This window comes from Azoarcus taiwanensis, assembly GCF_012910885.1.
Classification (GTDB): Bacteria; Pseudomonadota; Gammaproteobacteria; order Burkholderiales; family Rhodocyclaceae; genus Azoarcus_F; species Azoarcus_F taiwanensis.
This window is the reverse complement of record NZ_WTVM01000072.1, coordinates 1-20,996: the sequence shown is the minus strand read 5'-3', so window position 1 is coordinate 20,996 and position 20,996 is coordinate 1. Positions and strand designations below refer to the sequence as shown.

Genomic DNA, 20,996 nt, shown 5'->3' with positions numbered 1-20,996 from the left:
GCCTGAACTGAGTATTCGGGGGTTGCTTCCAATGGCTTCCTCGCGCGTATAACCGGTAATCCGCGAGAAGGCCTCGTTGATCTCCAGTATCTGGCCGCTTGCATCAGCGATGGTGATGCCTTCGCGTGCATTGCCGAACACGCTGGCAGCAAGCTGCAGCTCCTGCTCACGTTGCTTGCTCTTGCTGATATCGATGGACGTACCCGAAACCGAGACCGGTTTCTCCGCCCTGTTTCGTCGCGAAACTTGCCCGCGGTCGAGTACCCACACCCAGTGTCCATGCTTGTGTTTCATGCGGATTTCGCATGAATAGTGTTCGAGTTCGCCGGCGACATGGCGTTCAAGCAGGCCCCGAGCCTGGTGCTCATCGTCCGGGTGCAGGAGCGCCTGGCGAGTTTCCTCGCTGAGTGGTCTGAGTTCGTCGACCGTGTAGCCGAGCATCCCGGCCCAGAAGTCACTGATGTCGTATGTTCTGCTTTGCAGGTCAAACTCCCAGGTGCCTGCCTGCGTCCCCTGCAGGATGTCCTTCAGGCGGCGCTCGTTACTCCATAGCTGGGCCGTTCGCCGTCGCACAATCTGTCGAAGCCGGAGGTTCCATATGCTTGTCCAGATCAGAAGGAAGAGTACGGCCGCGGCGTAGGGCCAATATGCGGACAACTCGGACCGGTGCGTCGGAAGCGGCGTGCCGATCCATTTCGATGTGAGTCGGTCAAGTGTGCCAGTTTCCTGTGCGTGGGCAATGCCCTTGTCGAGGATCGACCGCAGCAGAAGATTGCCGTCTCGGACTGCCATCGCGTTGCGGCCGGTGTACAGCGGTTCGCCCACGATCTTCATTTGTTCGTTGAGCTGATTCCGATACAGGTAATACAGCACGATCTGCTCATCACCAATCATTGCGTCAGCCTCACCGTCGATAACGGCCTGAGCGGCGGTTGCGAAATCGGCGGTGGGAACCGGCGTAAACTCGATGTTCCGCGATTCGAGAAAGGTCTTGGCATAGTCTCCGCGCTGTATCGCGATGCGTCTGCCGTTGAGGTCTTGCAGCGCGCTGATATCAGGGCGGGCTGCGCTGACGAAGATGGACGCAGGTACGAGAAAGACAGTACGCGTGAAATCGAAGAGTTGGTCACGTGCTTCGCTGTAGAAGAAGCTGGTCAGCACATGGGCCTTGCCATCTAGCACGGCTTCCTGCGCTTCCTGAAACGTGGTGTCTGTGAACTCGGCATGGAATCCGAGCTCCGTAGAGATCCAGCGCGCCAGCTCGATCATCATGCCGCGACGGTCACCGACTTCGTCGACGAACTCGAAGGGCGGATAGTTGGTCTGGCTGACAAAAACGATCGGGAAGTTGGCTGCAAGAAAGGCGCGCTCATCCGCTGTGAGGCTGACAGCGGAAGAAGCACTCCCGACGTTGGCCTGGACCGGAGCGTCAAGGACGAGTACAAAAAGAGCGGTGCCCGCAAGGAGCCAGCTGCAGAATCGGGACCGGAGGTGCTTCCAGGACGTTATCGTCCCGGTATCGTTCATACTTTCATCACCATGGCATGAGCTCGAGGCTGCCTGACTTGGACGCCTGATTATCCGTCGCCCAGGCGCTGTTGTTAGAGAAATAATGCGCACTGCGCATAACTGATGGTTGTTGTACGAGAAAAGTGCCTGAGCTCCGAGCTAGTGCTTGACGCTCATACGTCTCGCCCTTAGAATGCCGATCTTTCTACGGGGGCGGTTAGCTCAGCGGTAGAGCACTGCCTTCACACGGCAGGGGTCACTGGTTCGATCCCAGTACCGCCCACCACACACGAAACCCCGCAGCATGCGCTACGGGGTTTTTTGTTTTCTGCGTTCCGGTGATCGCGCCGGTCGCTATCTTCAGAGGCTGCCTCTTCGATGTCCGAGAACGTCCGTACCCGTTTTGCTCCCAGCCCCACTGGTTATCTGCATATTGGTGGAGCCCGTACTGCATTGTTCTGTTGGGCCTACGCTCGGCGCCATGCGGGCAGCTTCATTCTACGTATCGAGGATACCGATGTCGAACGCTCGACTCCCGAGGCTGTACAGGCCATTCTCGATGGAATGGCCTGGCTCGGACTCGATGCGGATGAAGGGCCGTTCTATCAGATGCAACGCATGGAGCGCTACAAGGCGGTGATCGCCGACATGCTGGCAGCAGGCACCGCTTACTACTGTTATGCGACGACCGAGGAACTTGACCGAATGCGCGAGGAGCAGCGCGCGCAGGGCGAGAAGCCTCGCTACGACGGTCGCTGGCGCCCGGAAGAGGGTAAGGTACTACCGACTCCGCCGGAGGGCGCCAAGCCAGTGGTCCGTTTCCGCAATCCGCCAGACGGTGTCGTCGCGTGGGACGACCTGGTCAAAGGCCGCATCGTGATCGCGAACAAGGAGCTCGACGATCTGGTGATCGCCCGTGCCGATGGCACCCCGACGTACAACTTCTGCGTGGTCGTGGATGATCTCGACATGGCCATTACGCACGTCATTCGCGGCGACGATCATGTGAACAATACCCCGCGACAGATCAACATCATGAAGGCGCTAGGGGCGCAGGTGCCGCTGTTTGCCCACCTGTCCATGATTCTGGGGGATGACGGTACCAAGCTCTCAAAGCGTCATGGCGCGGTCAGTGTGATGCAGTATCACGAAGACGGCTATCTGCCGGATGCGGTCATCAACTACCTCGCACGCCTGGGCTGGAGCCATGGTGACGACGAGATCTTTTCACGCGAGCAGTTCGTGCAGTGGTTCGATCTCGATCACATCACACCATCGGCAGCCCAGTTCAATACCGAGAAACTCAACTGGCTCAACGGTCAGTACATTCGACAGTCCAGCGATGCCGCACTTGCCGCCGACGTCGCCAACCGTCTCGCGCGCAGAGGCATCGACCCGGAGGGTGGGCCGGCGCTGGAGTCAGTGATCGCACTCTACAAGGACAGGGTGGACAACCTGAACGAACTCGCGGACTCTGCCGAGTTGTTCCTGCTCGATGTACATGTCCCAGCCGAACTGCTGGAGCAGCATCTGACCGAACGCGCACGCGCTGCGCTGCTCGACCTGAAGAGTCGACTGGAGAGCGTGGAGTGGACCAGGGGCGCGCTGAGTGAGGCGATCAAGCAGACGATGACCGAACTCGGCATGAAGATGCCGCAGGTCGCGATTCCGCTACGGGTCGCAGTCCTGGGCGTGCCGCAGACGCCTTCGATCGATGCGGTGCTCGAGGTACTTGGTCGCGAACGTGTCCTCGCGCGCCTGGCGCGCTATATTTGATGCGGAATCGAACTACGAGGTGGGCGAGCGCCTTACGCTACCACCTCGTCAGCGCTGATGCTTGAACTTCGCCGGGCGCAGCACGCCCACGTCCGCGACATAGGCGACCATGGCGTAGTGGCGGAAATAGGTCTTCTCGGCGTGCTGCAGGATCGCAAGCGAGGTCTCCTCGTCGCAGAGAATCTCCATGCGGATACTGCGGTCTGCGCCCCACAGCGCGCTGCGCGCGCCGTGCCGGCCCTGGCCGCGAACATCCGAAACGGTGTAACCGTGTGCGCCGAGCTGCATTACCTCGTCTGCGAGGGACTGCTCGATGGCCGCCTCGGAGATGATCACCACGAGTTTGCACGGCTGGGGGGTATGGGTTTCAGCTTCCATGAGCAAATCTCACGATCATGTCGTACAGAGGGATACCGAGAAGGATGTTGAATGGAAAGGTCACCACGAGTGCCGCCGTGATCGAGATCCCGGGGTTCGCTTCCGGAATCGCGATACGCATTGCGGCGGGTGCGGCAATGTAGGAGGCGCTGGCTGCCAAGGTGGCGAGTAACAGCGTTCCACCCGGCGACAGACCGATCAACAGACCGGCCACTGTACCGATAAGCGCCGAGACGATTGGCATGACCACAGCGAACACGACCAGGAACACTCCGCTCGTGCGCAGGGCCGACGCCTGACTTGCGGCAACCAGCCCCATCTCCAGCAGGAACAGGCACAGGACCCCTTTGAACAGATCGAAGAACAGGGGTTCAAGCGGCTCGAGGCCGGCCGGACCTGCGATCCAGCCGATGATCAGACCACCGGCGAGCAGGACCATGCTCTTGCCGAGAAAGATTTCGTGGCTCAACACACCCCAGCGCACCTTGCGCAGATCGCTGCCCATCTTGGCGAGCAGGATACCCACGGCAATGCCCGGCATCTCCAGGAGCACGAGGAATAGCGGCATGTAGGCCTCGTAGGCGATGCCACGTGCAATGAGGTAATCCACGGCCACCGCGAAGGTGACTACACTGACCGAGCCGTAGTGGCCTGCGATGGCGGCTGCGTTGAAGCGGTCGAGCTTGCCGAGCTTGTGCAGTACCGGAAAGGCAATCAATGGAATGATCGCACCAAGAACAAGCACTGACATGGCCTGAGGGAGAAGCGCGAGTGCATCCTGTTTCGCGAGCTCCATGCCTCCCTTGAGGCCGATGGCGAGAAGCAGATAGATCGACAGCGCTTCGTAGAGTTGCCCGGGAATCTTCAGGTCCGAGCGCGCGAGGCGGGCAACGAATCCGAGCACGAAGAAGAGCGGGATAGCGTCCATGAATGCCTTGATGGAGGTTGGCGATCAACGCCGGGGGCGGGCGAATTATAGCTGCCTCGGCGCATGCCGCGCGAACACCGTATCAGGCTTCGCCACGAAGCCTTTGTTTGCGAACTGGTCGTAGAACGTAGCGGCCGGGGTCGATTGCGGCGACCAGATCACGCTCGATCGGCAGCGGATCGCCATCGAGTTGGCTCGCGAGCGTCTCGGCCACGATGCCCGCCCAGACCAGACCCCGGGCACCGAAGCCGGAGACCACAAAGAGCCCCGGTTGCCGGGGCAGGTCCGAGAGAGAGGTCGGCAAATCGCCGGACGAGGCGGTGGGCAGGGCGCCGACGATTGGAAGGCGGTCGGGCGAGGCCGGGCGAAACCCCACGCGGCCCCCGACGGCGCTTTCTCGATGCGCATCTGCGAATCCGGGCAGGATGAAGTCGAGTTTGGCGAGGTTCTCCGCGTGATCCGTCTCTCGCCAGGCGGCATCTGGGTCATCGACCGAGAAGGTAGCCCCGGCGCACAGCGTGCCATCCACGGAGGGGCTGACATAGCCGAGGCGACAGACGACCACTTTCGGAGCAGCGTCACCGGGAACGGAAAAGTGGGAGACCTGACCGCGTGCGCTGCGCACTGGGAGGATTGCCGCGTCCGGAAAGCCCAGAATTTCGGTGCCGTTTGCGAGAATGGCAAGCGGGGCCGACGCAATCGTCACCCCCTGCGCGTCCCGTGCATGCCATTGGTCCTGTACCCGTTCGACTGTTGCAACCGGCTTCCCGAACAGACAGCGTATGGCCCCGGGTTGCGACGCGATGTTTGCGGCACACAGGCTGTGCGGTTGCACCCATCCACCGCCCGGAAACCACCAGCCACCGAGTTCGACCGGCCAGCCGGCGATGCCCGAGGCTTCGCTGCGGTCGACGAAGCGCAGAAAGGATGGCGGATAGCCATGACGCGTGACAATGGCTTGCTGCTTTTGCTCGTGCCGCGGGTCACGAGCCAAGTGAAGCACGCCGCAGGGATCCCAGCGAATCGGCAGATCTTTTCGCTCCATCTGCCGCAACAGGTGGGCAGCAAAAAGGCTGCCGGCGCGGGTCAGCCGGGCTAGTGGATTGTCGTCCAGGCTTGGCAAGGGGCGCAGCACGCCGGCATGGTTACCTGACGCCCCGCGCCCCGGGCCCGCCTCACCATCGATGAGATCGATCCTCCAGCCTCTCGCTGCAAGCCGCTCGGCGATACTGGTGCCGGCAAGTCCGGCACCGATGACCAGGGCGTGTCGTGTGGTGTTTTCGACTGTGTCAGCTTGAACACCGGCGTGGCGATGTCCGCGCAGGAGCTCGCGCTTGCTGCCTCTGCCCGGATGCTTTGTGCACTCGAAACCGACCGCCGCCAAACCACGGCGCACTTCGCCGCTGACCGACCAGGTGGCGAGAGTGGCGTCGGCTGAGCTCAAACGCGCCAGTTCGGCGAACACCGAAGACGACCACATCTCAGGGTTCTTGCCTGGGGCGAATCCGTCCAGAAAGATCGCGTCGGCCCGACATTCGAGTTGCTGCAACTGCTCGAGGGCATCGCCGAAGAGCAGGGTCAGGATGACGCGGCCGCCCGCGAGGTTGAGACGGTGGAATCCCGGGGTCAGCTCAGGCCATTCGGCCTGAAGCTCGGATGCTTCAGCAGCGAGTTCGGGCCATGCCCTGTGCGCACGAGCCAGGTCTCGAAGCGTAAAGGGGTGCTTTTCGACCGAGACGAAATGCAGCCGATCGCAGCGATTCGGATCCTGGCGCCAGGCGGCCCAGGTGGCAAGAAAATTGAGCCCGAGACCGAATCCGGTCTCGAGCACGACGAAACGCCTGCGGTCGCACCAGCGTTCGGGCAAGCGGTTGCCGGTGAGGAAAACCTCACGGGCCTGCTGAAGCCCCCCGGCAGCCGTGTGATAGACATCGCCATAGATTGCGGAGAAGGGAGTCCCATCCTCACGCAGGTGAAGCGATGCCGGCTGCAACGACGTGTCAGCCATCAAGAAAGCCTGGACGGTCGGTTGACGGCCGCGAGGGGGATCACTCCGGCCGCATGTGTGGGAAGAGGATTACGTCGCGAATCGACGCGCAATCGGTCAGCAGCATGACCAGCCGGTCGATGCCGATCCCGCAACCGCCGGTTGGAGGCAGACCGTACTCGAGGGCGCGGATGTAGTCGGCGTCGAAGTACATCGCCTCTTCGTCGCCGGCTTCCTTTGCCTGCACCTGTTCGAGGAAGCGCGCAGCCTGGTCCTCGGGGTCGTTGAGCTCGGAGAAACCGTTGGCGATCTCGCGACCGACGATGAAAAGCTCGAAGCGCTCGGTGATATCCGGATCGTTGTCGTTGCGGCGCGCGAGCGGCGACACCTCGGCCGGGTAGTCAATAATGAAGGTCGGCTCCCACAGGTCCGCCTCGGTGGTCTCTTCGAAGAGCACCAGCTGCAGCGTACCGAGACCGGCGGGGGGGGAAACCTCGACCTTCATCTCATCAAGTTTGGCGCGAATCCAGCCAGCGTCCTTGAGTTGCTCTTCGGAGAAACCGGGATGATGTTTGCGGATTGCCTCGACCATGGTCAATCGGGCAAAGGGGCGAGACAGGTCGAGCTCACGACCCTGATAGACAAAGACTTCCGAGCCGAGTGCTTCGCGCGCCGAGTGGCGGATGAGGCCTTCGGTGAAGTCCATGAGGGTGCGGTAGTTCGCGTACGCCTCGTAGAACTCCATCATCGTGAACTCGGGGTTGTGCCGTGGGCTGAGCCCTTCGTTACGGAAGTTGCGATTGACCTCGAAGACTTTTTCGAAGCCGCCGACCACCAGCCGCTTGAGATAAAGCTCAGGGGCGATGCGCAGGAAAAGCTCCATGTCGAGCGCGTTGTGGTGCGTCGTGAAGGGCTTGGCGGCGGCGCCGCCCGGAATAGGGTGCATCATCGGCGTTTCCACTTCGAGAAACCCATGTTGCATCATGTAATTGCGGATCGACTGCACCATGCGGCTGCGCGCGACGAAGGTGAAGCGCGTCTGCTCATTCATGATCAGGTCGACGTAGCGCTGTCGGTACTTGAGTTCGACGTCGGTCAGACCATGGAACTTGTCGGGGAGCGGGCGCAGACTCTTGGTCAGCAGGCGGATCTCGCTGGTCTTGATCGTCAGTTCGCCGGTTTTGGTCTTGAAGAGGGTGCCAACCGCACCGACGATGTCGCCGATGTCCCAGTGCTTGAACTCTGCGTAGGTCTCTTCGCCGACTGCGTCACGGGTCACGTAGAGCTGGATGCGACCTGACAGATCCTGAATGGTGATGAAACTCGCCTTGCCCATGACACGCTTGAGCATGACCCGACCCGCCACCCGAACTTCGACCGGCATCGCCTCGAAGGCTTCGCCGTCCTTGTCGCCGTAGAGCTCGTCGAGCTTTCCGGCGGTGTTCTCGCGTAGAAAGTCGTTGGGGAAAGCCTTGCCGCTCGCGCGCCAGGCGGCGAGTTTCTCGCGTCGCTCGGCGATGATGTGGTTTTCATCCTGCTGCGGCGTCGAGCTGGTTTCGTCGGTCATGGTGTCCTGAACTGCTGATCGTATATGGGATTGGCGCAGGTGAGCGCAAGCTCGGATTTTCGCATGTCCCCGCAATGCGGGCAAACGAAAGGCTTACGACCGTGACTTAGTACTGATTCGTCCTATAAGGGCTCAAGTTCTGCCCGCAATGTCCGTTAAACTGCCATAACTTATGTAATAGGCGGGGGGGACCGATGAGTAGCTTCTGGGCATTCTACGAATGGATGGAGAAGACGTTCTGGAATACCTTGACGAAAAAGGTGGCCAGCATTCTTCTTCTGCTTGTCATCAACTTCGCCTACGTCGTCGCCTACTATCTGCGTACGACCGAGATCAACGCCGTGCTTGCCGCCTCGGATGCATCGGCCACCTTGCGCGAACAGGTCGCTCAGTCGCTCAGCGGCGGCTTGTACCTCATGGTGGTGCTTTCGATTATCGGTCTTATAGGGTCGGTTGCCCTGGTCTTCTATCTGCGCCACCTCATCGTCAGCCCTGTTCGCCAGATCATCTCGGTGTTCAACGAGCTGGCCGATGGTGACGGAGACTTCTCGCGCGACCTGCCGATGAAGACCCATGACGAACTGCGCGAGCTTGCCGCAAGCTACAACCATTTTGCGACGAAGATGCGGCAGATCATCGGCGACGTGCGGAGCATGAGTGTTCGCGTGGCGACCGAAGCGGCGCATGTGAAGGTCAGGATCGAAGGTGCGGCTCAGGATGCCAGTAACCAGGGTACGTTGACCGATACCGTCTTCAACGCCAGCAGCGAATCCACGGCGGCGATCGAGAATGTCTCGAACAGCACGCAGATGATCTCAGGTTCGACGAGTGCAAATCTCGACATCGCAAGGAACTCGCTGAGCGAGATGCGCGATATCGCGAGCAAGATCAACGCGGTCAGCGAGCAATTGCTGCGCTTCAACAACACCGTGGATGAGCTGTCGACCCGTTCGGAAAGCGTCAGGGCGATCGCAGCCCTGATCCGTGACGTTGCCGACCAGACCAATCTGCTTGCGCTCAACGCCGCGATCGAAGCGGCGCGCGCGGGAGAGGCCGGCCGTGGTTTCGCAGTGGTGGCAGACGAAGTCCGCAAGCTCGCTGAACGCGTCAACAAGGCAACCGAAGAGATCAACGGCAACATCAACGGCATGATCGACCTCGTCACGCATACCCGTTCCGAGAACGAAGTGATCAACGTCAACGTCAAGCAGACGAAGGACGTGGTCGAGCGCTCCGCGCAGCAGTTCGGCGAGATGGTGTCCGATTTCGAGCACAACGGCGAGCAATTGCTGCAGATCGCATCGGCCATGGAGGAGTTGTCGGCGACCAACGGCCAGGTTCACGACAACGTGAGCAGAATTCATGAGCTGTCGAGCAAGGTTTCCAAGGACATGCGCGATTCCGAACATCGGGCTGCCGATCTGTCCAAAGCGACCGAGGCCATTCAGGAGCTGGTGTCGCGGTTCAGAATCGGTCAAAGCGCTTTCGACCTTGCGGTCGCCCAGACGCGAGTCTTTCGCGATCGTATCCAGGAGGAGTTGGAGGGCATTGCGCGGGGCGGTATCGATATCTTCGATCGCAACTATCAGCCCATCCCCGGCACCAACCCGCCCAAGTTCAAAGTCGCGTGGGGTGACGCTTTCGGGCGCCAATGCCAACAGCTTCTCGAGGATAGTCTTCGCACGATTCCGAACAGCGTATTCGCTGTGGCAGTGAATACCGACAGCTATCTGTCGACGCACAACCTGAAGTTCTCCCAGCCGCTCACGGGTGATCCCGAGAAGGATCTGGTGGGGAACCGAACCTGCCGCAAGTTCGAACGCCCGTCCGAGTTGCGTGCGGCGCGCAACACTCAGCCGATGCTGCTTCAAACCTACGTGCGGGATACCGGCGAGATCCTGTGCGACCTGGCAATGCCGATTTCGGTTCGTGGGCGGCATTGGGGCAACGTGCGCGTCGGCTTGCCAGCCGAGGCTCTGGTCGAAAAGACGGCATCCTGAGCGCCCGGGACGGAGGGCCGGGGTTCTCCCCGGCCTTCCGTTTGACGCTGCACACGAGTGCATCGACGCCTGCGGGCGCACCACGACGGCGCACGCTCACGCGCAGACGATCCGGCCACACAACCGGTGACCCAGGCGCAGCTGCAAAGCCTGCGCATTGGCGCCAGTTGCGCCGCTTCCGGATTTGCCCAACAAAAACAAATCACTGCATACGCGACCTTCGCTTCTTGAGCGCCTCTGAACTGGCGGTCCATATCTGGGTCGCTTGCCTGGCATGCATCGTGCACTGGACAGATGCGGGCAGTGGAGATAGGCGTGGCTCCGGCCAGAGAACCTGAACGCCCGGTGGCGTGGGTAAACCCGAATATGGGCTATCCCTAAGTGTCGCTCACCGAAGTTCGGCGTTATCGTCCGGTCGCAACTTGTTTCGACGGCCAGTCGTTTCCGGCCAAAGCCCTGAAGTGTGTCCTCGATTTCCGCGGTGCTCTTGCTGCGCGCGGAAAGGCGGCGGTGAGCCGTCGCTGTCGAAGGATAGTCATCTCACCCATCGAAGGAGTTTCGACACATGAGCAACAAAGTGAAGGTGGTGGTTGCAGGCATTACCGCGGTAGCCGCAATGGTCGCGACCGGTGTTGCGAGCGCGAGCACGCTCGAGACCGTCAAGCAGCGCGGCAGCGTCATCTGTGGAGTTTCCGATGGTCTGCCGGGTTTCTCGATGCCTGACGAGCGCGCCAACTGGACCGGTATCGACGTCGATACTTGCCGGGCAATCGCTGCTGCGGTGTTCGGCGATCCCACCAAGATCCAGTTTCGTTCGCTGAACGCGCGTGAGCGTTTCACCGCGCTGCAGTCCGGCGAGGTTGATGTTCTTTCTCGCAACACGACCTGGACGTTGACCCGCGACGCTTCGCTGGGCCTGAACTTCACCGGCGTGAACTATTACGACGGCCAAGGCTTCATGGTGCGTGCCAGCCTTGGTGTGAAGAGCCCCAAGGAGCTTGATGGTGCCACCGTCTGTATCCAGGCCGGCACCACGACCGAACTCAATCTGGCTGACTATTTCCGTGCCAACGGCATGAGCTACGATGCACTGGTGTTCGACACTTCAGATCAGACCATCCAAGGTTTCGCAGCGAATCGTTGCGATGTGCTGACTTCCGATATCTCCCAACTCGCCGCGCTGCGCAGCAAGCTGGACGACCCGTCCTCTGCAGTGCTCCTCGAGGAGCTGATCTCGAAGGAACCGCTCGGCCCGGTCGTGCGTCAGGGTGACGATCAGTGGTTCAATGTCGTCAAATGGACGTTGAAGGCACAGATCAACGCCGAAGAGCTCGGCGTCACTTCGGCCAACGTTGATGAGATGAAGAGTTCCGAGAACCCAGAGGTCCAGCGTCTGCTGGGTACCTCCGGAGATTTCGGACAGCACATTGGTCTGTCTGCCGATTGGGCTTACAACATCGTCAAAGGTGTCGGAAACTACGGCGAGATGTTCGAGCGGAACGTCGGTCCTGACACACCGCTGGGCTTGCCGCGTGGCATGAACAACCTCTGGAACAACGGCGGCATCCTTTACGCACCGCCGATCCGCTGATCGGGCGGAATCAACCGGGGCCGGCGTCAGCCGGCCCCTCGCAGTGCCCGCACGGGTGCTGTCGTCATCGGGATTGAAGCTCATGGCCGATAAACGCACAACGCGCTCGGGTGGTTTCGCGCGTCTGTGGAACGACCCCACAGTGCGCGCTCGCACCTTCCAGATTCTGACCGCGCTGGTCGTGGTCTATTTCTTCTGGACGATTTTCCAGAACACTGTCGCCAACATGGAGCGACGGGGCATCAGCACCGGACTCGGTTTCCTCAGCCAGCCCTCGGGTTTTGGCATCGTGATGAGCCTGATCCCCTACAACGAGACCATGTCGTATGGGCGAACCTTCTGGGTCGGATTGCTCAACACGCTACTCGTATCCGGGCTGGGTATCGTGCTTGCCACCATTGTCGGCTTCATCGTCGGTATCGGGCGGTTGTCGAAGAACTGGCTGGTGTCGACGCTGTCGGCGGTATTCGTCGACACGTTCCGCAACATTCCCTTGTTGTTGCAGATCTTCTTCTGGTATTTCGCGGTGCTGCGGAACTTGCCAGGTCCGCGCCAGAGCATGGAAATCGGGGAAATGTTCTTCCTCAACAACCGTGGCCTCTATCTTCCCGCGCCGTTGCCGGAGGAGGGCATGGGCGTGGTCTGGGGTGTTCTCGTTCTCGCCCTTATCGGCGCCGTGCTTCTCTATCGCTGGGCACGCAAGCGGCAGGAAGCAACCGGTCAGCAGTTTCCCGCGATTCGCGTCGGCATCGCGATGGTCATCGGCCTGCCGCTGGTGGTATTCCTTGCCATGGGTTCTCCCATGGATTGGGATGTTCCTGAGCTCCGTGGTTTCAACTTCCGTGGTGGCATCGTCATGATCCCGGAACTCGGTGCTCTGTTGCTCGCGCTGACGGTCTATACCGCGGCCTTCATCGCAGAGATCGTCCGTTCCGGCATTCAGGCCGTCAGTCATGGCCAGACCGAAGCGTCGGCCGCGCTTGGCCTCAAGCGCGGGACTACCCTGCGTCTGGTGATCATTCCGCAGGCAATGCGAGTCATCATTCCGCCCTTGACCAGCCAGTACCTCAACCTCACCAAGAATTCGTCCCTCGCAGTGGCTATCGGTTATCCGGATCTGGTGTCGGTTTTCATGGGCACTACGCTGAATCAGACCGGCCAGGCGGTCGAGATCGTCGCGATCACGATGCTGGTCTATCTGACGATCAGTCTGACGATCTCCTTCCTGATGAATATCTACAACAAGGCCGCGGCCTTGAAGGAGCGCTGATATGTCAGACGGCAAGGTCAATCCAGTGCTGCCGCCGCCCAGCTTGAGTGTCGGAGTGATCGGTTGGATCAAGAAGAACCTGTTCCCTTCCTGGTTCAGCGGCGTTCTCACCGTGGTCCTGGGCTATTTCATCATCTCAAGTCTGATTCCGTTCATTGACTGGGCCATCCTCAAAGCCGACTTCATAGGCGAATCGCCCGCCGACTGCACCAGCGAGGGCGCCTGCTGGGTGTTCATCGGTACGCGACTGGATTTCTTCATCTACGGCTTCTACCCGGAGAGCGAGCACTGGCGTGTCAATGTCATCTATCTGATCTTCGGCCTCATCATCGTGCCGCAGTTCTTCAGTGCGGTGTCGGCCCGGATCAAGATGATTCTCGGCGTGTTCGGGGTGACGGTGTTCCCGGCGCTGTCGTTCGTCATGATCTACGGCAGCGAGACCTTCGGGCTGCCGATTGTCGGCACCAGCGTCTGGGGCGGGCTCACGCTCACGCTGATTCTCGCCTACGTCGGTATCGTGGCAGCGATTCCGATCGGCATCCTGCTTGCGCTCGGTCGGCGCTCGGACATGCCCCTGGTCAGAGCCTTGTGCGTCGTGTTCATCGAGTTCTGGCGTGGCGTGCCGTTGATCACGATCCTGTTCATGGCCTCGGTGATGCTGCCGCTGTTCCTGCCGGATGGAGTGACCTTCGACCGTTTGCTCCGTGCGCTGATCGGCATAACCTTGTTCCAGTCCGCCTACATGGCCGAGGTGATTCGGGGCGGTTTGCAGGCGATCCCCAAAGGTCAGTACGAAGCCGCCGAGGCGCTGGGCCTGGGCTACTGGCAAGGCATGGGACTGATCATCCTGCCGCAGGCGCTGAAGATCGTCATTCCCGGCATCGTCAATACGCTCATCTCGCTTTTCAAGGACACCACGCTTGTGCTCGTGATCGGCCTGTTCGACCTGTTGCGCGCGGTGCAGGCGACCATCATCGATCCAGCGTGGCGCAATGTCGCCACCGAGGGCTACATCTTCGCGGCCTTTGTGTTCTGGGTCTTCTGCTACAGCATGTCGCGCTATAGCCAGATGCTCGAGCGCAAGCTGCACACCGGGCACAAGCGCTGACAGGCGCGAGCACTGAATCACCGCAAGGAGTCTTTGCCACAATGAATCAGGAAACCGAATTGATCCAGCCACCTGCACAGGTGGCATCGAAGGCAGTGAAGGGCGAGGCCATCATCAAGGTTATCGACATGCACAAATGGTACGAACAGTTCCATGTGCTGCGTGGCCTCAATCTCGAGGTGAGCAAGGGTGAGCGCATCGTGATCTGCGGGCCGTCCGGCTCCGGCAAATCCACTTTCATCCGTTGCATCAACCGGCTCGAGGAGCACCAGAGAGGCCAGATCATCGTAGACGGCATCGAGTTGACCGACGACCTGCGCAACATCGACACCATTCGCCGCGAGGTTGGCATGGTGTTCCAGCACTTCAACCTGTTTCCGCACCTCACTGTGCTGGAGAACTGCTGCCTGGCGCCGATCTGGGTGCGCAAGACGCCGCGCAAGGAAGCCGAGCAGATTGCGATGAAGTATCTGGAGCGGGTGAAGATTCCCGATCAGGCGAAGAAGTATCCCGGTCAGCTTTCGGGCGGACAGCAACAGCGGGTGGCAATCGCCAGGTCGCTATGCATGAATCCCAAGATCATGCTCTTCGATGAACCGACCTCGGCACTCGACCCGGAGATGATCAAGGAAGTCCTCGACGTGATGATCGAGCTCGCCGAAAGCGGCATGACCATGCTTTGCGTAACCCACGAGATGGGTTTTGCAAAAACGGTTGCCGACCGCGTGATCTTCATGGATCAGGGGGAGATCGTGGAGCAGGGGATACCGAAAGAGTTCTTCGGCAACCCGCGCGAGGCGCGGACACGCCAGTTCTTGCAACAGATTCTGAATCACTGAGTCGGCGACCGAGTGCTGCTCCCACAAGCAATGGATACGAGGCCGCCCCCGGTGCGCGTCCATCAGTGTAGGAGCGGCGTGAGCCGCGAACCGGACGCCGAAGCAGGCAAAAAGGCGGCCTCAATCGACCACCGCATTCGCGCGTTACGGCGCTCCCATCAGCAGTGGGTGCGGCGCTACCCGGTGCGCGTCCATCGCCTGTAGGAGCGGCGTGAGCCGCGAACCGGGCGCTAAAGTGGCTGATGCCCGGGCGGGGTTGGCCCCCTCAGTCCCGATTGTCCGGCAGGACGATATTGACTTCGAGCACCTCGTAGTTGTCCTGCTTCTCGAGCTGGACCTTGATGTCGTCCGGATTGACCGGGACGTATTTCGAGATGACTTCGATCAGTTCGCGCTGCAGTGCCGGCAGAAAATCCGGACCATGCGAAGCACTGCCGTGTTCGCGGGCAATGATGAGCTGCAGGCGTTCCTTGGCGATCGAGGCGGTCTTCTTCTTCTCGCCGAAGAGCAGGGAGAGCAGGGACATTTCACTTGCCTCCGAACAGGCGCTTGATGAGGCCCGGCTTTTCGTAGTCCACGAAGCGTAGCGGGCGGTCTTCACCGAGGAAGCGCGCCACGACATCGGAATAAGCTTCGGACACGTCGGTGCCCTTGAGGTGAATGGCCGGCGTGCCCTGGTTGGAGGCATGGAGCACCGACTCGGACTCGGGAATGACCCCGATCAGTTGTACGCGCAGCAGTTCCTGGACGTCCTTGTACGAGAGCATCTCGCCTTCGTCCACCCGCTTGGGAGAATAGCGGGTGATCAGCAAATGCTCCTTGACCGGCTCGCGTCCCTCAGCGGCTCGCCGCGACTTGGACTGGAGAATGCCCAGAATGCGGTCGGAGTCACGTACGGAAGAAACCTCCGGATTGGTGGTGACGATTGCCTCGTCGGCAAAGGTGAGCGCAAGCACGGCGCCCCGCTCGATGCCCGCGGGTGAGTCGCATACGACATAATCGAAGCCCATGTGCTCGAGCTCCTTGATGACGATTTCGACGCCTTCCTCGGTCAGCGCGTCCTTGTCGCGCGTTTGCGAGGCGGGGAGGACGAAGAGGTTCTCGCAGTTCTTGTCCTTGATCAGCGCCTGGTTGAGCTTGGCCTCGCCGTTGATGACGTTGACGAAGTCATAGACCACACGGCGCTCGCAACCCATGATGAGGTCGAGATTGCGCAGACCAACGTCGAAGTCGATGACCGCGGTCTTGTAGCCGCGCAGCGCGAGGCCAGAAGCGAAGGCCGCGCTGGTGGTGGTCTTGCCAACACCCCCTTTCCCGGAAGTAACGACGACGACTCGAGTCACAGTGGTTCCCTTTTTAACGTTTTAAGCGATTCAGTCAAGCTGCAGTGCTTCGATGTCGAGCTTCTGCTCACGCCCGGCCCCACTCAGCCGTACGACGGCGGGGCGCCCGGCGACGTTTTGCGCGATGCCTTGCTCGAAGGTCTTGTAAATGCCGGCAATCGACACGATCTCCGGACCGAAGTTAGACGTGATGATACGCGCAGCAGTGTTGCCTTGTGCCCCCGCGAGCGCTCTTCCACGCAACGGACCATAACAGTGGATGCTGCCGTCGGCGATGACTTCCGCACCATTGCTCATGCCCGCCAAGAGCACGAGGTCACCGCCTTTGGCATAGACCTGCTGGCCGGAGCGAACCGGTCTGTCCACGAACATGGTGCCTGCCTGAACTGCGACAGGAGCGGGTGGCGGTGGCGGCGGTGCGTCGACGCGCGCAGGAGCTGTGCGGGTCGGACTGGCCGTCGGAGCCGCGAGTTCGGCGCCATCGAGTTGAGCGAGACCTGCCTGACGAGCGGCTGCGACGAGTTCAGCAGACAGGTTACGGACACCGATCGGTTGCAGGCGAAAGCGGCGAAACATGCTGATCAAACCGGACCAGTCGATGCGGTCGGGTTCGGCCGAGAGGCCGGAAAAGTCGAGAATGGCCGGTTCGCCGTTGAAAAAATCGGCCATGCCGCCAAGCATTTTGTGTAGTTCGTCGGCCAGGGGTGCGGGGCGCGCGTCGCGAAGCACAGCGACAGTGGCTCCGATACTGGCATTGCGGAATTCGATCATCCGGGACGGGGAGCCTGCGGTCATGGTGTGTGGTGATCTCTAAAACGCTGAAGTCTACTGACGGGTCGGCTTGACGGCAAGGCCAGGCGCATAAGGGTCACGATCTAGCAGCCTGTCGGGCTTGAGGCCGATCTGCTGCTAGTGAAGCGTTGGGGGCTGAGGTGGGACGCCATCGCCTTGCTCTTCGGAGAAAAGCGCATCGATGTCGGTCGCGTCGAAGTGATAGGCATGGTTAGACAAATCGTCGCGCACCACCACTTCACCTTGCTCGGCCAGCATCTGGCGCACTTCGGCTTCGCCGAGCGAGCGGAGCATGGCCGCAATCTTGCCCGGTTCGCGAGGCCAGTCGTGATCGACCACTCTGGCGTCGAACAGGCGAACGCTCTCTTCGGCAAAAAGCCTTGAGAGCAGGGTGTCGGCCTGCAGACCCAGGAGCTCCTCGGCTTTGACCGTGGCGGCCAGGGTGTGAACACGGTCCCAGCCATCGGCATCGAGCGCATCGGCGCCAGGAAGCTTCTGCAGAAAGAGGGCTGCGGCCCGGTCTGGCGAGCAGGCGAGCCACAGGCCCGCCGGCTGTTGTTCGGATTGCTGCAGATAGTGTTCGAATACGTCGGCGATGCTTTCGCCTTCGAGCGGCACCATGCTGATGTAAGGTTCGCGCATGCTGGGCGAATCGAGTGTCAGCTGCAGTCGGCCGTCGCCGATGAGTTCCGCCAGGCCGGAGCGGCCAGCGGTGTCGGCATCGGCACGCGCCATTGCGCGCATGTTGAGGGTATCGCTGCAATCGACGACGAGCAGACCGACCGGGCCATGTCCCTGGACTTGAAAGGTCAGCCGGCCCGGCTGCTTGAGGTTGCCAGCTATTACCGCCGCCACTGCGCACATCTGCCCGAGGAGTTGGGCGACTTCCTCAGGGTAGTGTCGGTTGCGTTGCAGGGCCTGCCATACGTCGTCCAGCCTGACGACCGCGCCACGAATGTCGAGTGCCTCGAGCATGAAGCGTTGCACGTAGCTGGAGGTCTGCTTGCTCATGTAGTCGCTCCTGAAGGGACGCGACCGGCAAGAACCTCGGGATCGAATCCGACCAGCACTGCGCCGCCGCCAGTCTCCAGCACTGGACGCTTGATCAGGCTGGGGTGCGCAACCATCAGTGCGATCGCGTCATCCCGCCCGTCGATTTGCTGGCTCTCGGGCGTGAGCTTGCGCCAGGTCGTGCCGCGTTTGTTAACCAGCGTCTCCCAGCCAACCGCGTCGCACCAGCGTGCGAGGGTGTGCTGATCGATGCCGGCTTTCTTGTAGTCGTGAAAGTCGAAATCCACACCTCGGTCGTTCAGCCAGTCAAAGGCCTTCTTCATGGTGCTGCAGTTCTTGATACCGTAAATCGTGGTTTTCATGGTGCGATTGCGCTCCTCAACCTTTCTTCATCGCGCGTGCAAGGGCATCGGCCATGGCGCCGGCTGCCTGCGGACGCGCATCGCGTCGCCCGGTAGCGCGGTTCGGTTTGCCACGTCGCTCATGCCGATCATCCTGCCGGGACCGGGGGGGCGGCGCATTCTTCACCTCGTCGCCGAGTCTCATGCTCAGCGCGATACGCTTGCGGTCACGGTCGACCTCCAGCACCTTGACCTTGACGATATCGCCGGCCTTGACGATCGAGTGTGGATCCTTGACGAAGCGGTCCGAGAGCGCCGATACGTGCACCAGACCGTCCTGATGGACGCCAATATCGACGAACGCCCCAAAATTGGTCACGTTGGTGACGACGCCCTCCAGCTGCATACCCGGTTCGAGGTCGCCGAGCCCTTCGATGCCGTCACGGAAGGACGCGGTGCGAAACTCCGGGCGCGGGTCGCGCCCTGGCTTCTCGAGCTCGTCGAGAATGTCCTGCACCGTTGGCAGGCCGAAACGTTCGTCGGTCAGCGCCGCCGGGTCGATCGCACGGATCTGTTCGCGCCGCCCCATGATCTCGCGCACCGACTTGCCGATACGTGCGAGCAGCCGCTCGACCACCGGATAGGCTTCCGGGTGCACCGCGGTAATATCGAGCGGGTTATCGCCGCCGGGAACCCGAAGAAAGCCTGCTGCCTGCTCGAAGGTCTTGGGGCCCATGCGGGGTACTTTGAGCAGCGCGTCCCGGGTGGCAAACGGGCCGTTGGCATTGCGATGCTCGACCAGCTTGGCCGCAATCGTCGCATTCAGGCCCGATATGCGAGCCAGCAGAGGCGCCGAAGCGGTATTCACGTCTACGCCTACCGCATTGACGCAATCCTCAACCACCGCGTCCAGCCCCCGTGCGAGCCTGCTTTGGTTTACGTCGTGCTGGTATTGGCCGACCCCGATCGACTTGGGGTCGATCTTGACCAGTTCGGCCAGCGGGTCTTGCAGGCGGCGGGCGATCGAAACCGCCCCGCGCAGCGACACGTCGAGGTCGGGGAACTCGCGCGCCGCGAGCTCCGACGCTGAATACACCGAGGCGCCTGCCTCGGAAACCATGACCTTGGTCAGCCCGAGTTCCGGATGGCGACGCATCAGGTCGGCGACCAGTTTGTCGGTTTCGCGCGAGGCAGTGCCGTTGCCGATCGCAACCAGTTCAACCGCATGCTTGCGCGCAAGCGCAGCGATTGCGGCTATCGCGGGTTCGTAGTGACGGCGCGGCTCGAACGGGTAAACGGTATCCGTATCGACCACCTTGCCGGTGGCGTCGACCACCGCCACCTTGACTCCGGTGCGGATGCCAGGATCCAGACCGATCGTCGGCCTGCCGCCGGCAGGCGCGGCAAGCAGCAAATCCTTGAGGTTGCGCGCGAACACGCGGATGGCCTCTTCCTCGGAGCGTTCGCGCAGCTCGTTCATCAACTCGAGTTCGAGATGCAGAGAGATCTTCACGTTCCACGCCCAGCGCGCGCAGTCGAGCAACCAGCGGTCCGCCGCGCGGCCACGGTCGCTCAACCCGAAGCGGGCGCGAATACGCATTTCGCAGGGGTGGGGTGACTCCGGGTCGAGACCCGGCAGGTCGATCGCGAGCTTGAGGATTCCTTCATTGCGACCGCGCAACAGTGCGAGCGCGCGGTGCGACGGAATGCTCGCGAATGGCTCTTGGAAATCGAACCAGTCGCGAAACTTGGCGCCTTCGTTCTCCTTGCCCTCGATGACGGTCGAGCGGACTTCGCTGTCCTCCGTGAGCTTGATGCGCAATTCGCCAAGCACTTGTGCATCCTCGGCAAACTCTTCAACCAGAATCTGGCGGGCGCCGTCCAGTACGCTCTTCACGTCGGCGAATCCGCCTTCGGGGTTGAGATAGTCCGCGGCCGCTTGCTCCGGGTCCAGTGTCGGATCGGACAACAAGGCTTGCGCGAGGGGTGCGATACCTGCCTCGCGGGCGATCTGGGCCTTGGTCCGGCGCTTGGGTTTGTAGGGGAGGTAGAGGTCTTCCAGCCGTTGCTTGGTCTCGGCACTCTCGATCTCGGCACGCAGCGCGTCGGTGAGTTTTCCCTGTTCATCGATGCTGGAGAGCACCGTCGCCCGGCGGGATTCAAGATCGCGAAGATAGTCGAGGCGTTCTTCCAGATTGCGCAATTGCGTGTCGTCGAGTCCGCCAGTCGCTTCCTTGCGGTAGCGTGCGACGAAAGGCACGGTCGCGCCCTCGTCCAGCAACTGGATGGCGGCGAACACCTGGCCGGCACGTACGCCGAGCTCGTCGGCAATGCGTTGTTCGATGGATGGCAACATGTCGATACGGAGTTGGGTTTGAGTCTATCTCATTGAACGATGAGGGTCTGGCGGCCAAACCAGGTCGTACCTGCGTCTAGCGCCACCTTGTGACGGGCAGCGGCGGCTTCGATGCAGAGCATGCGGCGGAAATCGAGCGGCGCCATGTCGGGCAGGGCGGCGCAATCCGCCTCCCAGGGATTCCAGACCACGACATCCGG

At 61.2% G+C, this 20,996-nt stretch carries 17 protein-coding genes, 1 tRNA gene and 1 pseudogene; 7 read left to right on the top strand and 12 right to left on the bottom strand.

The genetic code is table 11. The annotated features are described in order from the left end of the window. The coding region (locus tag GPA21_RS12430; RefSeq protein WP_168988469.1) for a PAS domain S-box protein at positions 1–1,527 on the bottom strand (1,527 nt) is incomplete at its 3' end. Between the two features lie 193 nt (positions 1,528–1,720). Between GPA21_RS12430 and GPA21_RS12425 the strand changes: the two genes are divergently transcribed. Both GPA21_RS12425 and gltX read left to right on the top strand, forming a co-directional pair. Continuing rightward, positions 1,721–1,795: transfer RNA gene (locus GPA21_RS12425), tRNA-Val, on the top strand. 92 nt (positions 1,796–1,887) lie between these two features. After that, the gene (gene gltX / locus GPA21_RS12420) at positions 1,888–3,285 is read left to right on the top strand and encodes a glutamate--tRNA ligase (RefSeq protein ID WP_168988468.1); all 1,398 of its coding nucleotides are present in this window, start codon (positions 1,888–1,890) and stop codon (positions 3,283–3,285) included. A gap of 48 nt (positions 3,286–3,333) precedes the next feature. Here gltX and GPA21_RS12415 read toward each other — a convergent pair whose 3' ends face one another. The 4 genes from GPA21_RS12415 to lysS form a co-directional block, all read right to left on the bottom strand. Continuing rightward, positions 3,334–3,663 (bottom strand): P-II family nitrogen regulator, encoded by a 330-nt coding sequence (locus GPA21_RS12415; RefSeq protein ID WP_168988467.1) that lies wholly within the window; start codon positions 3,661–3,663, stop codon positions 3,334–3,336. Then, positions 3,653–4,591, bottom strand: a complete 939-nt coding sequence (locus GPA21_RS12410) for a sodium-dependent bicarbonate transport family permease (RefSeq protein ID WP_168988466.1) — start codon at positions 4,589–4,591, stop codon at positions 3,653–3,655. Before GPA21_RS12410 ends, GPA21_RS12415 begins: the two co-directional genes overlap by 11 nt. Before the next feature lie 82 nt (positions 4,592–4,673). Continuing rightward, positions 4,674–6,599, bottom strand: a complete 1,926-nt coding sequence (gene mnmC, locus GPA21_RS12405) for a bifunctional tRNA (5-methylaminomethyl-2-thiouridine)(34)-methyltransferase MnmC2/FAD-dependent 5-carboxymethylaminomethyl-2-thiouridine(34) oxidoreductase MnmC1 (protein ID WP_168988465.1) — start codon at positions 6,597–6,599, stop codon at positions 4,674–4,676. Between the two features lie 40 nt (positions 6,600–6,639). Beyond that, positions 6,640–8,145 (bottom strand): lysine--tRNA ligase, encoded by a 1,506-nt coding sequence (lysS, locus tag GPA21_RS12400; protein ID WP_168988464.1) that lies wholly within the window; start codon positions 8,143–8,145, stop codon positions 6,640–6,642. Positions 8,146–8,339: 194 nt separating this feature from the next. Between lysS and GPA21_RS12395 the strand changes: the two genes are divergently transcribed. From GPA21_RS12395 to GPA21_RS12375, 5 genes are all read left to right on the top strand, one after another. After that, positions 8,340–10,145 (top strand): methyl-accepting chemotaxis protein, encoded by a 1,806-nt coding sequence (locus GPA21_RS12395; RefSeq protein WP_168988463.1) that lies wholly within the window; start codon positions 8,340–8,342, stop codon positions 10,143–10,145. A 565-nt stretch (positions 10,146–10,710) separates the two neighbouring features. Next, on the top strand, positions 10,711–11,736 hold the full coding sequence (locus GPA21_RS12390; RefSeq protein ID WP_211163567.1) for an amino acid ABC transporter substrate-binding protein: 1,026 nt from the start codon (positions 10,711–10,713) through the stop codon (positions 11,734–11,736). A gap of 82 nt (positions 11,737–11,818) precedes the next feature. Continuing rightward, the gene (locus GPA21_RS12385) at positions 11,819–13,006 is read left to right on the top strand and encodes an amino acid ABC transporter permease (protein WP_168988462.1); all 1,188 of its coding nucleotides are present in this window, start codon (positions 11,819–11,821) and stop codon (positions 13,004–13,006) included. Between the two features lies 1 nt (position 13,007). Continuing rightward, positions 13,008–14,114: an amino acid ABC transporter permease gene (locus GPA21_RS12380; RefSeq protein WP_168988461.1), complete on the top strand. Its 1,107-nt coding sequence runs from the start codon at positions 13,008–13,010 to the stop codon at positions 14,112–14,114. Positions 14,115–14,224: 110 nt separating this feature from the next. Beyond that, the gene (locus tag GPA21_RS12375) at positions 14,225–14,953 is read left to right on the top strand and encodes an amino acid ABC transporter ATP-binding protein (RefSeq protein ID WP_339379898.1); all 729 of its coding nucleotides are present in this window, start codon (positions 14,225–14,227) and stop codon (positions 14,951–14,953) included. 265 nt (positions 14,954–15,218) lie between these two features. Here the strand turns inward: GPA21_RS12375 and minE are convergent, their stop codons facing one another. The 7 genes and pseudogenes from minE to GPA21_RS20955 form a co-directional block, all read right to left on the bottom strand. Next, positions 15,219–15,479: a cell division topological specificity factor MinE gene (minE, locus tag GPA21_RS12370; protein WP_168988459.1), complete on the bottom strand. Its 261-nt coding sequence runs from the start codon at positions 15,477–15,479 to the stop codon at positions 15,219–15,221. A 1-nt stretch (position 15,480) separates the two neighbouring features. Beyond that, on the bottom strand, positions 15,481–16,296 hold the full coding sequence (gene minD, locus GPA21_RS12365; protein WP_168988458.1) for a septum site-determining protein MinD: 816 nt from the start codon (positions 16,294–16,296) through the stop codon (positions 15,481–15,483). Between the two features lie 30 nt (positions 16,297–16,326). Continuing rightward, a complete protein-coding gene (minC, locus tag GPA21_RS12360; protein ID WP_168988457.1) occupies positions 16,327–17,091 on the bottom strand; it encodes a septum site-determining protein MinC in 765 nt (254 codons plus the stop codon). Positions 17,092–17,205: 114 nt separating this feature from the next. Next, positions 17,206–18,099, bottom strand: coding sequence for an Hsp33 family molecular chaperone HslO (gene hslO, locus GPA21_RS12355; RefSeq protein WP_168988456.1), 894 nt, complete (start codon positions 18,097–18,099; stop codon positions 17,206–17,208). Further along, positions 18,096–18,461 carry an ArsC family reductase gene (locus tag GPA21_RS12350; RefSeq protein ID WP_168988455.1) on the bottom strand — a complete coding sequence of 122 codons (366 nt, stop codon included), beginning with the start codon at positions 18,459–18,461 and terminating at the stop codon, positions 18,096–18,098. Before GPA21_RS12350 ends, hslO begins: the two co-directional genes overlap by 4 nt. Before the next feature lie 16 nt (positions 18,462–18,477). Beyond that, positions 18,478–20,796: a Tex family protein gene (locus GPA21_RS12345; protein ID WP_168988454.1), complete on the bottom strand. Its 2,319-nt coding sequence runs from the start codon at positions 20,794–20,796 to the stop codon at positions 18,478–18,480. Positions 20,797–20,825: 29 nt separating this feature from the next. Then, positions 20,826–20,996: pseudogene (locus GPA21_RS20955) on the bottom strand (D-hexose-6-phosphate mutarotase); the annotation flags it as partial.

Excerpts from the sequence above, each read along its gene's own strand:
- gltX (WP_168988468.1), top strand. The coding sequence starts at position 1,888 with ATGTCCGAGAACGTCCGTACCCGTTTTGCTCCCAGCCCCACTGGTTAT.
- GPA21_RS12415 (WP_168988467.1), bottom strand. The coding sequence starts at position 3,663 with ATGGAAGCTGAAACCCATACCCCCCAGCCGTGCAAACTCGTGGTGATC.
- GPA21_RS12410 (WP_168988466.1), bottom strand. The coding sequence starts at position 4,591 with ATGGACGCTATCCCGCTCTTCTTCGTGCTCGGATTCGTTGCCCGCCTC.
- mnmC (WP_168988465.1), bottom strand. The coding sequence starts at position 6,599 with ATGGCTGACACGTCGTTGCAGCCGGCATCGCTTCACCTGCGTGAGGAT.
- lysS (WP_168988464.1), bottom strand. The coding sequence starts at position 8,145 with ATGACCGACGAAACCAGCTCGACGCCGCAGCAGGATGAAAACCACATC.
- GPA21_RS12395 (WP_168988463.1), top strand. The coding sequence starts at position 8,340 with ATGAGTAGCTTCTGGGCATTCTACGAATGGATGGAGAAGACGTTCTGG.
- GPA21_RS12390 (WP_211163567.1), top strand. The coding sequence starts at position 10,711 with ATGAGCAACAAAGTGAAGGTGGTGGTTGCAGGCATTACCGCGGTAGCC.
- GPA21_RS12385 (WP_168988462.1), top strand. The coding sequence starts at position 11,819 with ATGGCCGATAAACGCACAACGCGCTCGGGTGGTTTCGCGCGTCTGTGG.
- GPA21_RS12380 (WP_168988461.1), top strand. The coding sequence starts at position 13,008 with ATGTCAGACGGCAAGGTCAATCCAGTGCTGCCGCCGCCCAGCTTGAGT.
- minE (WP_168988459.1), bottom strand. The coding sequence starts at position 15,479 with ATGTCCCTGCTCTCCCTGCTCTTCGGCGAGAAGAAGAAGACCGCCTCG.
- minC (WP_168988457.1), bottom strand. The coding sequence starts at position 17,091 with ATGACCGCAGGCTCCCCGTCCCGGATGATCGAATTCCGCAATGCCAGT.
- hslO (WP_168988456.1), bottom strand. The coding sequence starts at position 18,099 with ATGAGCAAGCAGACCTCCAGCTACGTGCAACGCTTCATGCTCGAGGCA.
- GPA21_RS12350 (WP_168988455.1), bottom strand. The coding sequence starts at position 18,461 with ATGAAAACCACGATTTACGGTATCAAGAACTGCAGCACCATGAAGAAG.
- GPA21_RS12345 (WP_168988454.1), bottom strand. The coding sequence starts at position 20,796 with ATGTTGCCATCCATCGAACAACGCATTGCCGACGAGCTCGGCGTACGT.